Source organism: Peribacillus sp. Hz7 (genome assembly GCF_042136355.1).
GTDB classification, from domain to species: Bacteria; Bacillota; Bacilli; order Bacillales; family DSM-1321; genus Peribacillus; species Peribacillus asahii_A.
The window spans coordinates 310,461-324,874 of the sequence record NZ_JBHHJV010000001.1; the positions used below are offsets into that span (position 1 = coordinate 310,461).

General features: G+C 37.3%; 11 protein-coding genes. 9 read left to right on the plus strand and 2 right to left on the minus strand.

The annotated features are described in order from the left end of the window. Positions 1 to 130 precede the first annotated feature (130 nt). Positions 131 to 3,568: a pyruvate carboxylase gene (gene pyc / locus ACE199_RS01515; RefSeq protein WP_375348307.1), complete on the plus strand. Its 3,438-nt coding sequence runs from the start codon at positions 131 to 133 to the stop codon at positions 3,566 to 3,568. Positions 3,569 to 3,616: 48 nt separating this feature from the next. Here the strand turns inward: pyc and ACE199_RS01520 are convergent, their stop codons facing one another. Then, positions 3,617 to 4,594 carry a COX15/CtaA family protein gene (locus ACE199_RS01520; RefSeq protein WP_375348308.1) on the minus strand — a complete coding sequence of 326 codons (978 nt, stop codon included), beginning with the start codon at positions 4,592 to 4,594 and terminating at the stop codon, positions 3,617 to 3,619. A gap of 808 nt (positions 4,595 to 5,402) precedes the next feature. Here ACE199_RS01520 and cyoE point away from each other — a divergent pair. The 7 genes from cyoE (at position 5,403) to ACE199_RS01555 (ending at position 12,329) form a co-directional block, all read left to right on the plus strand. Beyond that, positions 5,403 to 6,335 carry a heme o synthase gene (cyoE, locus tag ACE199_RS01525; RefSeq protein ID WP_252289848.1) on the plus strand — a complete coding sequence of 311 codons (933 nt, stop codon included), beginning with the start codon at positions 5,403 to 5,405 and terminating at the stop codon, positions 6,333 to 6,335. A 257-nt stretch (positions 6,336 to 6,592) separates the two neighbouring features. Further along, the gene (gene coxB, locus ACE199_RS01530; protein ID WP_127759676.1) at positions 6,593 to 7,675 is read left to right on the plus strand and encodes a cytochrome c oxidase subunit II; all 1,083 of its coding nucleotides are present in this window, start codon (positions 6,593 to 6,595) and stop codon (positions 7,673 to 7,675) included. 25 nt (positions 7,676 to 7,700) lie between these two features. Next, positions 7,701 to 9,575, plus strand: coding sequence for a cytochrome c oxidase subunit I (gene ctaD / locus ACE199_RS01535; protein WP_375348309.1), 1,875 nt, complete (start codon positions 7,701 to 7,703; stop codon positions 9,573 to 9,575). After that, a complete protein-coding gene (locus ACE199_RS01540; protein ID WP_119116180.1) occupies positions 9,575 to 10,204 on the plus strand; it encodes a cytochrome (ubi)quinol oxidase subunit III in 630 nt (209 codons plus the stop codon). The genes ctaD and ACE199_RS01540 overlap by 1 nt, the downstream gene beginning before the upstream one ends. A 4-nt stretch (positions 10,205 to 10,208) precedes the next feature. Then, positions 10,209 to 10,541, plus strand: a complete 333-nt coding sequence (gene ctaF, locus ACE199_RS01545; protein ID WP_127759679.1) for a cytochrome c oxidase subunit IVB — start codon at positions 10,209 to 10,211, stop codon at positions 10,539 to 10,541. A gap of 246 nt (positions 10,542 to 10,787) precedes the next feature. Continuing rightward, positions 10,788 to 11,681, plus strand: coding sequence for a cytochrome c oxidase assembly factor CtaG (ctaG, locus tag ACE199_RS01550; RefSeq protein WP_375348310.1), 894 nt, complete (start codon positions 10,788 to 10,790; stop codon positions 11,679 to 11,681). Between the two features lie 186 nt (positions 11,682 to 11,867). Further along, a complete protein-coding gene (locus ACE199_RS01555) occupies positions 11,868 to 12,329 on the plus strand; it encodes a DUF420 domain-containing protein (RefSeq protein WP_252289852.1) in 462 nt (153 codons plus the stop codon). Between the two features lie 226 nt (positions 12,330 to 12,555). Here the strand turns inward: ACE199_RS01555 and ACE199_RS01560 are convergent, their stop codons facing one another. Beyond that, the gene (locus tag ACE199_RS01560; RefSeq protein ID WP_119116184.1) at positions 12,556 to 12,918 is read right to left on the minus strand and encodes a YugN family protein; all 363 of its coding nucleotides are present in this window, start codon (positions 12,916 to 12,918) and stop codon (positions 12,556 to 12,558) included. Between the two features lie 398 nt (positions 12,919 to 13,316). Between ACE199_RS01560 and ACE199_RS01565 the strand changes: the two genes are divergently transcribed. Beyond that, positions 13,317 to 14,225: a CAP domain-containing protein gene (locus ACE199_RS01565; RefSeq protein ID WP_375348311.1), complete on the plus strand. Its 909-nt coding sequence runs from the start codon at positions 13,317 to 13,319 to the stop codon at positions 14,223 to 14,225. The last annotated feature ends 189 nt before the right edge of the window (positions 14,226 to 14,414 follow it).

Sequence of the window (14,414 nt, forward strand, 5' to 3'; positions counted from 1 at the left end):
GTTTTGCTTTTAGGTATTAGGTTTCCGATAATATGATATTGACAAAGTAATTATAAGAATAAAAAGTTGAGAGTTCTCTCTCGTCTTTTTTTCTATAAAGCAAAAAATATTATAGAAGCAGGTGGAACAAATGGGGAGAAAAATAGAGAAAGTACTCGCAGCAAATAGGGGAGAAATTGCGATTAGAATTTTTAGGGCTTGTACGGAACTAAATATTCGTACAGTAGCTATTTATTCAAAAGAAGACTATGGCTCATACCACCGATATAAAGCGGATGAAGCTTATCTTGTGGGCGAAGGGAAAAAACCAATTGATGCTTATTTGGATATTGAGGGAATTATTGAAATCGCAAAAATGAGCGGTGTAGATGCCATTCATCCAGGTTATGGATTTTTGTCTGAAAATATTGAATTTGCGAAAAGATGTCAAGAAGAAGGCATTATTTTTATTGGACCAGAAACCCAGCATCTAGATATGTTTGGAGATAAGGTAAAGGCTAGAACACAAGCGGAATTAGCCGGTATTCCTGTCATTCCTGGTAGTGATGGACCTGTTGCAAATGTTGAAGAGGTTGTCGATTTTGGTAAGCAGTATGGTTTTCCGATTATCATTAAAGCGTCGCTTGGCGGCGGCGGTCGAGGCATGAGGATTGTTCATCAGGTAGACGAAGTAGAGGAAGCGTATGCACGCGCAAAATCTGAAGCAAAAGCTGCATTCGGAAATGATGAAGTATATGTGGAACGATTTATTCAAAATCCAAAGCATATTGAAGTGCAAATTCTTGCTGATACGCAAGGAAATATTGTTCATTTATATGAGCGTGACTGCTCTGTACAAAGACGTCATCAAAAAGTGGTCGAAGTAGCTCCTTCTGTTTCACTATCAAAGGAATTAAGAGAACGCATTTGTGAAGCGGCTGTGAAAATATCGGAAAATGTAAACTATGTCAATGCTGGTACAGTAGAATTCCTTGTGGCTAACGATGAGTTTTATTTCATTGAAGTGAATCCTCGTGTTCAAGTAGAGCATACAATTACAGAAATGATTACGGGAATTGATATTGTTCAATCACAAATTTTAATTGCAGAAGGACATAGCTTACATAGCGATGTCATTGGTATTCCAGCTCAATCAGAGATTACAACACATGGTTTTGCAATTCAGTCTCGTGTTACAACGGAAGATCCTTTAAACAACTTTATGCCGGATACAGGAAGAATTATGGTGTATCGTTCTGGTGGCGGTTTTGGTGCCCGCTTGGATGCAGGAAATGCCTTCCAAGGTGCGGTTATTACTCCTTACTACGACTCACTGCTTGTCAAACTATCAACTCATGCCATTTCTTTTGAAAAAGCAGCGTCGAAAATGGTTCGAAATTTAAGAGAATTTCGAATTCGAGGGATTAAGACAAACATTCCATTTCTTGAAAATGTTGTCCAACATGAAAAGTTTTTAACGGGTCAATATGATACATCGTTTATTGATACAACGCCGGAACTTTTTGATTTTCCTGTTCGAAAAGACCGTGGTACAAAAATGCTTTCTTATATAGGAAATGTGACGGTAAATGGCTTCCCAGGTATTGAAAAACATAAAAAGCCGGTCTTTGATGAGCCGATTATTCCAGCTGTTCAGGATTTACCAACTATAGCAGGCACAAAGAATATTTTGAATGAACAAGGTGCAGAAGGGCTTGTTAAGTGGATTAAAGAGAAAAAGGAAGTATTGATTACCGATACAACGTTCCGTGATGCACATCAATCATTGCTTGCAACGAGAATTCGTTCGAAGGATATATTAGATATTGCTGAACCAACTTCGAAGTTATTGCCTGATTTGTTCTCTTTAGAAATGTGGGGAGGAGCGACGTTTGATGTAGCGTATCGCTTCTTGAAAGAAGATCCGTGGGATCGACTCGCAAATTTGAGACAGAAAGTGCCGAATACGCTGTTCCAAATGTTACTTAGAGCATCGAATGCAGTAGGGTATAAAAATTACCCAGATAATGTTATTCGTGAATTTGTTCAACAATCGGCTGAAACAGGTATTGATGTATTCCGAATCTTCGATAGCTTAAACTGGGTGAAAAGCATGGAAGTTGCGATTGATGCTGTTCGTCAATCAGGAAAGATTGCTGAGGCGACTATCTGTTATACAGGTGACTTAAATGATCCGAGTCGAGCGAAATACAATATTGATTATTATAAAAATATGGCAAAAGAATTAGAACAAACGGGTGCTCATATTTTAGCTATTAAAGATATGGCTGGTTTATTGAGACCAGAGGCAGCATATCGTCTTATTTCGGAGTTGAAAGATAGCGTATCGCTTCCAATTCATTTGCATTCTCACGATACAAGCGGTAATGGGATTTTTATGTACTCTAAAGCGATTGAGGCAGGAGTAGATATTGTGGATACAGCAATTGGATCATTAGCAGGTTTAACATCACAGCCAAGTATCCAAACGCTGCATTATGCATTAGAGGGGACAGTACGACAACCGAAGCTTAATATTGATGCACTTGAACAATTATCACAATATTGGGAAGATGTTCGTAAGTATTACCGTGACTTTGAAAGCGGTATGAATGCACCGCATGCAGAAGTATATAAACATGAAATGCCTGGTGGTCAGTACAGCAATCTGCAACAACAAGCAAAAGCTGTTGGATTAGGTGACCGCTGGAATGAAGTGAAGGAAATGTACCAACGTGTCAATATCATGTTCGGTGATATCGTAAAAGTAACCCCGTCTTCTAAAGTTGTAGGTGACATGGCTCTCTTTATGGTCCAAAATAACTTATCAGAAGAAGATGTGTTAACGAAAGGAAAAACGATTGATTTTCCAGACTCTGTTATTGAATTATTTGAAGGCTATTTAGGCCAACCAGTTGGCGGATTCCCGAAAGAACTGCAAGAAGTGATTTTAAAAGGGAAGCAACCTATTACTGTACGTCCGGGTGAATTGCTAGAACCTGTAGATTTCGATGCGTTACAAGTAGAGTTGACGAAAGAAATCGGTCGTTCAGTGTCTAAGAAGGATGTCATTGCGTATGCTCTATATCCAAAGGTGTTTCTCGATTACGTAAAAACAATAGAGCAATTTGGTGATGTTTCAAATCTTGATACACCTACATTCCTGCACGGAATGCGATTAGGAGAAGAAATAGAAGTTGAGATTGAAACCGGGAAAACATTGATTGTGAAACTTGTTTCTTTAGGAGAACCATTAGCGGATGGTACACGTGTTGTTTATTTTGAATTAAATGGTCAATCACGTGAAGTCATTATAAAAGATGAAAACATTAAATCATCGGTTGTAGCTAAAGTAAAAGCTGATCCGAAAAATAAAAATCAAATTGGAGCAACAATGCCTGGAACTGTAATCAAAGTAGTTGTTGAAAAAGGAGATCAAGTAAAGCAAGGGGATCACTTAATCATTACGGAAGCAATGAAGATGGAAACGACTGTACAAGCACCATTCTCTGGTACGATTCAAGATATCTATGTAAAAGATGGTGAAGCAATTAGTACAGGTGATTTATTAATTGAACTGTCTAAGTAAGAGATAATAAATAGTCCACCATTCCATAGAATGGTGGACTATTATTTTTTAATGTAATGAAATCGATGAAGAGGATTGTTGATTGGAATTATGAATCAAAGAGCTTTCTTCTTGTAACAATACAGCATTTTTAGTACTTCGAGAGGTTAGGAGTACTAAATAGCTCATAACACCGAAGAAGCAGGCGATAAATAGAGAGTGCGCCAATGCTATGTATAAGTTTTGTCTAGAAAAGATGACAAAGGCGCCAGCTGCTACCTGTAAAAACACGAGAAGGAAGGCAGAAATCCAACCGCCATAAATTACTTGTTGATGCTTATAATGCTTGATGGCTATAATCATTGCGTAGGTGACCCATAAAAAAATAATTCCAGCTATTGCCCGATGCCCCATTTGAATCCATTCATATAAATTTTCAGGAAGACCGATTTGGCTATTCACACAAAAAGGCCAATCTTTACAAACAAGGCTGGATTCTGTATGTCGAACAAGAGCCCCGGTGTATACGACAATGAAACAGAAGATAGTAATTCCTAGTATGTGGAATTTCATTCGACGATCCACGATGAGCTTCTCTGCTTCAAATTTTTTATCCACTTCGAATATGAGCAAGGTTAATAAGAAAACAGCAGCAAAGGAAATAAGAGAAATGCCAAAATGAAGCGCTAACACAAAATCAGATTGTGCCCATTTTACAGCTGCTGCTCCAATCAATCCTTGAATGGCGAGAAAGCCGAAAGAAAGGATTGACAGGAATTTTGCCTCACGAACATGTCCGATTTTTCTCCAAGTCCAAATGGAAAGAATAAGTACCATCATGCCAACTCCGCCAGAAACAAGTCGATGGGCGAGCTCAATTAGGAGTTCAAGTGTAATTTCATCAGGAATCAGTTGGCCATTGCATAGGGGCCAAGAGCGTCCGCATCCTAATCCTGCATCTTTTTTTGTGACCAATGCTCCTCCGAGTAGGATTAGAAGCATACCAATTGACGTTAAAACTGCAAACCATTTAAGAGATGCTTTCATATATCGTTTCACCTTCTTTACTGGTTATATGGACGATTTATCACTGAAAACTCTATTAGGATTATTAATCTAGGCTTAATATGTTTAGATTTTGGATGTTTAGAAGTTTCACTTATCTATGCTTGATATTACACAAAATGGTATCTTTTTACAAGTTTTTGTAGTTTTTATATATTTATGTAATAATTTGAGTGTCTCGATTAGGGAATGAATTTGAAAACGATTTTAATTTTTAGATTTGTGGAGCAGACAGTACCTTTTAGAGTAGTTGAAAAAGGTACAAAATTATAGTTTTATGTAAGAAAGGTTAATCCTAAAATGGTTTTAACAACAATAGGATTGAATGTAGACAATCCTGTGAATTAATTTCGTACTATAGAGCATGAGGAAGTTATTTTAAATAGGTCGCATAGGAAATGTAAAGGGGATTTTTTTGTAGAAATTAACAAATGGATTCCCTTTTTTGGCAGGGAATATGACTAAAAGAAGAGAACTAGGGAATGATGATTATAACTGAAGTGCAATAAATAGCATTCACAATAAAGTCATAAAAAAGACAAAATAAATTCACAAAAGATTTCATAGGTATGATTTAATATATTGAGGAAACGTATTTTAAGGTTATTTTCTGTAAATACGTATAAGAATAGAGAGAAAAACATTGTTTTAATATTGTATGCACACTTTTATTTTGGTAAAATTTAACTTTTTTGAAGGCTTCGATGGTTACAAAAATGCAAAAGTATGAAATAATGTCTAGTAAGTAGCTTATTATGTTTGCTCTAGGAATTATTAAGGAGGAAGAATCATGTCAAATCTAAGGGCTATGGCAGACACTGGGAACGGTGGGTCGCCAATTCATACAAATATAGAAGAAACATCAGCTTGGAAAGACTTTCTCGCTCTTATAAAAGTAGGAATCGTTAATTCTAATATGATTACTACATTTACCGGCCTTTGGTTAGCGTTACATTTTACTGGTATGAGCTTTTTAGGCAATCTAGATTTAGTGTTTTTTGCATTAGCAGGTTCTGTTTTTATTATTGCTGGTTCTTGCAGCTTTAATAACTATTACGATCGAGATATTGATCATTTGATGGAACGAACAAAAAATCGGCCAACTGTTACTGGTAAAGTCAGTCCGTCGAAGGTGTTAACATTAAGTTTTCTGTTAATCGCCATCGGTCTTGGTTTATTAGCTTTTGCTAATCTAACAACAGCTGTCATTGGATTCGTTGGGGTTTTCGCTTATATTGTTTTGTATACAATGGTTTCGAAACGTAGATATGTATCGAATACGATTATAGGAAGTATTTCAGGAGCGGTTCCTCCTCTTATTGGATGGGCGGCAGTTGATCCTAATTTAGATTTATTAGCGTGGGCTTTATTTGCCATTATGTTCTTATGGCAACCACCACATTTCTATGCATTGGCAATGAAGCGAGTGGAGGAGTATCGAGCTGCGAATGTTCCGATGCTTCCAGTTGTAAAGGGCTTTAAGCGAACAAAAGTATCCATCGTTCTATGGGTGACGGCTCTGCTGTTTGTTCCTTTTCTATTAACACCACTGGGAACTCCGCTGGTCGTTTTAGCTGCATTGCTTGGAATAGGATGGTTTGTTTTAGGACTAAAAGGATTTACAATGAAAGATGACCTAAAATGGGCTCGCATTATGTTTGTTTATTCTTTAAACTATATGACCATTTTATTTGTAGCGATGGTCATTGTGACATTAATATAACGTGATATTTTTTGGACAGCCTGTTTTATAATTAAACAGGCTGTCGCTAAATATCATTAAGTTTACGTTAGCCGCTTATACATAATAAATGATGGATAATAGGGCTCTTTATAAAAGCGGTTGCACAAGTGTATTTATTTCTTATTTAATCATAGGAATTCTTTCTTTTTGATAGAAATTCATATATAGGAAGAATTTTCACAAGTAATGACAGATGAGGTTGTGAGAAATTTTTACGAAAGAGGGGTTTCTAATTGATGAAAAGAAAGCTGCACAAATGGCGCTTGCTACCTTTGTTAGGCATTTTGACGTTTGTCCTCTCAGGCTGTGGAATGGCTTCTTTATCCGCATTACGTCCGGCAGGTGAAGTTGCCCAAACTCAGTATAATTTAATGATGCTGAGTACCATCATTATGGTTTTGGTTGTTATCGTAGTTACTATTCTATTTCTTATTGTCATCTTTCGTTTTCGTCGTAAAAAAGGCGATGACACCATACCGAAGCAAGTAGAAGGAAGTCACAAACTTGAAGTAATTTGGACGGTTATCCCAATTATTCTTCTGATAATTCTGACTATTCCGACTGTTAAGGTGACATTTGACTTAGCAGATACAAAGGCAATGGATCAGAAAGATAAGGAGGGAAAAACGAAGGATGCTCTTGTTGTAAATGTTCGAGCAAATCTTTATTGGTGGGAGTTTGAATATCCTGATTTAGGGGTTATTACGAGTCAAGACTTAGTCGTTCCTACTAATGAAAAGGTGTACTTTAATTTGGTTGCATCCGATGTAAAACATTCATTCTGGGTTCCGGCTGCTGGCGGTAAGATGGACACAAATACGGATAATCCGAATCAGTTTTATTTAGAGTTTGATAGTCAAAAAGCAAATGAAGCAGACGACCTTTTCTATGGAAAGTGTGCAGAGCTGTGTGGACCTTCACATGCATTGATGGATTTTAAAGTTGTAGCTAAATCAAAAGATGACTTTAATACATGGGTGAAGGACATGAAAGCCGCTTCTGAACCAGTAGTGGAAGGTAGTCTAGCAAAACAAGGGGAAGAGATTTTTAATCAAAGCTGTATCGGCTGTCATGCTGTTACTCCAAATGATAGTAGACCTGAAACTGCCCGTCAGGCTCCTAATCTAGCTACTTTTGGTGAACGTGAAAGAATAGCAGGAGTCCTTGACCATACGGAAGAAAACTTAAAAAAATGGTTGGAAGACCCTGAAGTGTATAAGCCGGGTAACACGATGACAGGTACGTATGGGGAGCTTTCAGATGGACAAATCAATGCTCTTACAGCTTATTTAATGCAATTGAAAGTGGAAGAAAAATAGGACACAGTAATGAGGGGGTTAAATTGTGAGTACGTACGCTAAAAAACAAGGGTTTGGCGCAACGCTATGGGATTACCTGACGACGGTAGATCATAAGAAAATCGCTATATTATACCTTATTGCCGGCGGATTATTTTTCGTCCTAGGCGGCTTAGAAGCGATGTTTATTCGAATTCAGCTGGCCATTCCAAATAACGACTTTGTCAGTGCAGGGTTTTATAATGAAATTTTAACCATGCATGGGACGACGATGATTTTCTTAGCAGCGATGCCATTGATTTTTGCAATGATGAATGCTGTTGTACCATTGCAGATTGGGGCACGTGATGTTGCTTTCCCATTTTTAAATTCATTAGGATTCTGGTTGTTTTTCTTTGGGGGACTCTTTTTAAATCTTTCTTGGTTTATGGGAGGAGCTCCTGATGCTGGATGGACATCTTATGCTTCCTTATCTCTCCACTCTCCAGGACATGGGGTCGACTTCTATATATTAGGTCTTCAAATATCAGGACTAGGAACATTAATAGCAGGTATTAACTTTCTCGTAACGATTATCAATATGCGTACACCAGGTATGACGTATATGAGGATGCCGCTGTTAAGCTGGTCAACCTTCGTTGTTTCTGCGCTAATTTTATTTGCTTTCCCGCCGCTTACAGTTGGCTTAGTTTTATTAATGTTTGACCGTATGTTCGGTTCTAACTTTTTTGATGTAGCAGCCGGGGGGAATACGATTATCTGGGAGCATTTATTCTGGATTTTCGGTCACCCGGAAGTATATATATTAATATTACCGGCTTTTGGTATTTTCTCAGAGATTTTGGCCACGTTTTCAAGAAAACGATTATTTGGGTACTCTTCGATGGTATTCGCGACGGTGTTAATTGGTTTCTTAGGATTTATGGTTTGGGCACATCATATGTTTACAGTCGGTTTAGGTCCGATTGCAAATGCGATTTTTGCTGTTGCAACAATGGCAATTGCGGTACCAACGGGAATCAAAATTTTCAACTGGCTCTTGACGATGTGGGGAGGCAGTGTCAAATTTACCGTCCCAATGCTATATGCAGTTGCTTTTATTCCCTCATTTACGATGGGAGGAGTAACGGGAATTATGAATGCTGTAGCACCGGCAGATTATATTTTTCATGATACGTATTTTGTTGTTGCTCACTTTCATTATGTTATTGTAGGGGGTGTCGTATTCGGGCTTTTAGCTGGGATTACGTTTTATTGGCCAAAAATGTTTGGTACCATGCTTAATGAAACTTTAGGAAAAATATCGTTTTGGACGTTTTTAATTGGTTTCCATTTAACCTTCTTTATTCAACACTTCTTAGGTCTCATGGGGATGCCGCGTCGTATTTTTACATTCCTAGACAATCAAGGGTTAAATACAGGAAATATGATTAGTACAGTCGGTGCCTTCTTTATGGCATTTGCAGTCATTGTACTTGTCATTAATATTATTATTACATCTGTGAAAAACGTAAAAGTTGGGAATGACCCATGGGGAGACGGACGGACGCTTGAATGGGCTATTTCTTCTCCGCCGCCATATTATAACTTCAAGCAGTTGCCGCTTGTTCGCGGTTTAGATGCTTATTGGGTGGAAAAAATGGATGGGAAAACGGAAATGACCCCAGCGGAACCTCTAGGTGATATTCATATGCCTAATTCATCGATTTTGCCGTTAACCACTTCTTTCGGTTTGTTTGTTGCAGCGTTCGGTGCTCTTTACAATATGGATGACGATAAAACGTGGACAGTACCTGTCATCATTATCGGTCTGTTGATTACATTAGGCTCGATGCTCATTCGTTCGATTAAAGACGATCATGGATATCATATTCATAAAGAAGAGTTAACAGATGATCACGATAAGGGGGTTAAGGCATAATGCAGATGGATCAAAAGTTCACTGATACAACATGGCCGGCAGCTCCTGAAAAAGCAACGTTAGAAGGGAAAAATAAATATTTAGGCTTCTGGCTTTTCCTTGGTGGAGAAACGGTACTTTTTGCTTCGTTATTTGCCACTTATCTTGCGCTAAAGGATAAAGTACCTAATGCAGATGCTGCTCTGGCAAAAGATATTTTTGACTTACCGCTTACATTTGTAGCTACGATGCTCTTGTTAACGAGCTCGTTAACAAGTGTGTATGCGATGTATCATATGAAAAATCACGATTTCAAACGTATGCAAGCGTGGTTAGTAGTGACCGTTCTCTTAGGCGCCGGTTTCCTCGGTTTAGAAATTTATGAGTTTAACCATTACGTGCATGAATTCCATCATACCTTTACGAGCAGTGCATTTGGCTCAGCTTTTTATACGCTTGTTGGTTTTCATGGAGCGCACGTTGCCTTTGGATTGTTATGGATTACCTCCTTAATGCTTCGCAACGCAGGACGTGGGCTAAATTTGTATAATGCACCTAAGTTTTATGTAGCAAGTCTTTACTGGCATTTCATTGATGTAGTGTGGGTATTTATCTTTACAGTCGTATATTTAATGGGAATGGTGGGATAGAAGAATGGTAAATGAACGATTAAATTCAGCTAACCCAAGTCTTGATTTAAAATATCGCCGTAAGAAAAATGCAGAAGAAATGAAGCACCAAGTAATCACTTTTGCAATGATGATTTTCTTTACGTTAATTGCTTTTGCTGCCATAGGATTTGATTTTAGTAAATGGTTTGTCAAACCTGTTATTCTTTTACTTGCGGTTGTTCAAGTGATTTTTCAACTGTATTATTTTATGCATATGAAACATAAAGGGCATAGTACGATTGCGTTATTTTTATTCTCAGGTCTAGCAGTCGGCTTGCTTACTGTTTTAACTTTTTTAACCATTGTCTGGTGGTAAAATGATGTAGAAATCGGCTACTTGTTAGCCGATTTTCTATTTATCCCATACGTAACGGACAGGCCCCCACTGATCAAGTTTCACTTTACAAGGTTCTGTTAAATAAGGGTGTAGATTCTGGCTTATGTTAGTTTAGCAAAAGTTGTCTAAATGAGTTCATTTAATGGTTATAAATAGTTATTTTTGAATCATTTTCCATTTTTAGCTATAATACAAGTAAAGAAAACCTACTCTTGGGGTGAGTGTATGTCTATTGATATTTTTGGTTTTCGTGCTTTATGGAGTCCATATTATTTGATGGTACTTATTTGTATAACCATTGGCTATTTTTTATTTGCGACGAAATATCGTCATCGTGCTATAGGGAATACTGGACTCACAAATAGACAAGTGGTGTACTTTTTACTCGCGATGCTTTTGTTGTATGTTGTGAAAGGATCACCTGTTGATTTGATGAGTCATATTATGTTCAGCGCTCATATGACCCAAATGGCTGTACTTTATTTAGTCATTCCGCCGCTATTTATTGTTGCCATACCAAATTGGATTTGGCGGATGTGGATTGATAGGAAAGTAAGCAAGGTGATTTTTTCTTTTTTCACTAAGCCATTAATCGCTTTGCTAGTATTCAATAGTTTCTTTTCGTTATATCATCTGCCGCTTATATTTGATGTAGTTAAAACGAATATATGGTTACATGCAGCATATACTATGATTTTATTTATAACAGCTGTAATGATGTGGTTCCCGCTTGTAAATAAGCTTCCTGAGAGACAAAGCTTATCTGGTGTAAAGAAGATTGCTTATATTTTCGGCAGCGGGATTTTAATGACTCCGGCTTGTGCGTTAATTATTTTTGCTAATGCCCCGATGTATAGCACATTTTCTAATCCTGAGCTATGGGCTAATGCAATGAGGCTGTGTGTTCCATCTTCTATGTTAGCTGGGTTAAATTTAAGCGGCCCTGAAATGTTTAGCGGTTTACCAGCACTTCAGGATCAACAGCTTGGCGGGATTCTGATGAAGATTATTCAAGAAATTGTATTAGGTTATGTACTTGGTGTCATTTTCTTTGCTTGGGCTAAAAAAGAGAACGGTGGGGGAACTAAAATCGATCCACTTCCGTCTGATTATCGATAAAGCGAAACTTGTCCATAATTTTTTGGACAAGTTTTTTTAAAAAAAGCAAATGATAGTTTGTAATTAGAGGAAGAATAGAAGAGGAAAGTGAGCATTTTGTTAATAATGAAGGGATTATATTGTGTTTTACTAGGGCCTTTTATACAATGAACGTACAATACATATAGAGAGGACGTTATAGTTTTTATGTCTTTACCAATTCTTCCAACAATCAGTACCAGCTTTATTGTGCTAAGTGCTATTACTGTAGCTATTGGTTGGTATCAAATTAAACAGCGTAAAATCGAAACGCATCAAAAGACAATGATGTGGGCAGCTATATTTGCTGTAATATTTTTTACTATTTATCTTTCTCGTACCGTTTTTGTCGGGAACACCTCTTTTGGCGGTCCAGATGATATTAAGATTTACTATACAATCTTTTTAATCTTTCATATTATTTTAGCAACAACAGGAGCGGTTCTTGGGATTATCATGCTAGTAACAGGATACAAGAAAAACTACCGTATTCATAAAAAAATTGGTCCAACAACTAGCGTGATTTGGTTCTTTACAGCCATTACGGGTGTAGCTGTTTATTTCCTGTTATATGTCATCTATCATGGTGGACAAACAACGTCATTAATTAAAGCGATTTTAGGATCGTAAAATATAGAAAAGGCCTGATTCTCTTCAAGAGTCAGGTCTTTTCTATATTAAAAGTAATGTTATAGGATGATGCCACATTTTATGAACGAGCTTATTTATTATATAGAGACAGAATGGTTATAGCTAAAGATGATTTGTGAAGGTGTGGATGAAGTCAAACCGCAGGGGAGCGGTAGAAAGAGTAAAATAGAAACAACGCATGTTTTAACATGCGTTGTGAGGTTAATTAAAGACCGTTAAATTCTACTAATTCTTTATGAACGTCCGCTAAGATTTTTTCGCATTGTTTTACTAATGGAGCAGGAAAGTATTCTCCATCGCCATATTCCACTCCGTGTGGATAGTAATGTTTCCCTAATAGTGGTACGCGTAATTTAATGATCGCTTTATGACTGCCAACATCACCTTCAATAGCTTCGCCTAAAATTCTTAAATAATAAACGCCTTCTGTTAATTCGAATTTTCGATCGTAACTAACGCGTTCATAATCCCATTGTTCTGCACGGATTAGACCATACTGGGGCATTAAATCATCAAGACGGTTTAAATCAGCTGTTATGTGGTGTAAGCCAGAGTTTTCAAGTCTCACAAATAGTACCTCCTAATCGTTACAATTAAAATTCGAGATAAAACCCTTTTGTGAATTCCATAAATATACAATTGGTGCTTATGTTTAATAATAGTATGAATTGATCGAAGTTGCAACGAACGACTGGGAAGTATTTTGTGAATTCAGAAAGTTCTCTTGCGCGGCTTTTATAGTAGCTACTTATTTATTATAAGAAAACATGATATAATGGGCGTGAGCTGTAAAACGAAAAGAGAGGAAGTGATCCTCTGCGTAAACTTGCAAAAATTGTTGTACTAGTTATAATCTTTTTTGTTGTCGGTATTTTTCTGAATATTAACGAAGATGATAACTCTCATTCAATTTTAAATGGGAATAAAGGGATTAATTCAAATAAAGATATAAATGAGTCTACTACTTTGAGTAAAAAAGAAACGACTCGAGAAGCAGAGAGTGGATTAGCTGTTACAATAGGTGAGAAAGAAGCAGAGATTAAGAAGAAGTTTGGTCAACCAAATCGAGTAGACGTGTCCGCTTATGGTTATGATTGGTGGATTTATAATCAAAATGCAGATTCTTATTTTCAGTTGGCGATGGAAAATGGGAAAGTTGTATCAGCTTATGGCATTGGTGATAAAGTGAATATTTCCCCGTTTAAAGTAGGTCAGCCTATTGATGAAATCTATTCGAGTGTTTACGTGGAACCGTCCGTTGATATCGAAACGGATGGAAGCTCCTATCGCTTTGAATTATCGGAGGAAGATATGAATATGAGACCGATTGTTGAGATAGGAGATATTTATGCTCAATTGTATTTGGATAAAATGACAGGAACGCTTTCGAGTGTGCGTTTTTTAAATGAAGAGACTTTGCTTAAACAAAGACCATATGAATTAACCTATAGCGGTGAGCTTATAAAGGTGGACGAATTATCAGAAGTCGAATGGTCACAAGTCGAAGAAGGAAATGAACGACAAATTTTTGATATTTCGAATATTATGCGTAAACGTTTTAATGTTCCAGCATTACAATGGGATGAACAAACTGCAGAGGTTGCGTACCTTCATAGTTATGACATGTCAGATAGCGATTATTTTTCTCACGTTTCTAAAACACAAGGTGACTTAGAGGACCGTTTAGAAAAAGGAAAGGTGACGTATCATTCAGCAGGTGAAAATATCGCAGCGGAGTATGTAGATGCCATTGCTGTTATGGAAGGGTGGCTTAATAGTAAAGGACATCGTGATACGCTATTAAATAAAGAGTTCACCCATTTAGGTGTTGGCGTTTATGAGAAATATTACACGCAAAATTTTATTAAACCGTGATGAACGAAAGTGAGAGCTAAAGATAATCAGCTTAAATAAAGTGAAACTTCCATCAGTGAGGATCTTACTGCCCGTTAGGTGTGGGATAAATAATGATTCGTAAAAACGAGTTCCGAATAGGGGCTCGTTTTTATATGGGCTCCTGCTCGTGTGAAACTATGGTCTCACACGAGCAGGAGCCCAAAATAA

Excerpts from the sequence above, each read along its gene's own strand:
- pyc (WP_375348307.1), top strand. The coding sequence starts at position 131 with ATGGGGAGAAAAATAGAGAAAGTACTCGCAGCAAATAGGGGAGAAATT.
- ACE199_RS01520 (WP_375348308.1), bottom strand. The coding sequence starts at position 4,594 with ATGAAAGCATCTCTTAAATGGTTTGCAGTTTTAACGTCAATTGGTATG.
- cyoE (WP_252289848.1), top strand. The coding sequence starts at position 5,403 with ATGTCAAATCTAAGGGCTATGGCAGACACTGGGAACGGTGGGTCGCCA.
- coxB (WP_127759676.1), top strand. The coding sequence starts at position 6,593 with ATGAAAAGAAAGCTGCACAAATGGCGCTTGCTACCTTTGTTAGGCATT.
- ACE199_RS01540 (WP_119116180.1), top strand. The coding sequence starts at position 9,575 with ATGCAGATGGATCAAAAGTTCACTGATACAACATGGCCGGCAGCTCCT.
- ctaF (WP_127759679.1), top strand. The coding sequence starts at position 10,209 with ATGGTAAATGAACGATTAAATTCAGCTAACCCAAGTCTTGATTTAAAA.
- ctaG (WP_375348310.1), top strand. The coding sequence starts at position 10,788 with ATGTCTATTGATATTTTTGGTTTTCGTGCTTTATGGAGTCCATATTAT.
- ACE199_RS01555 (WP_252289852.1), top strand. The coding sequence starts at position 11,868 with ATGTCTTTACCAATTCTTCCAACAATCAGTACCAGCTTTATTGTGCTA.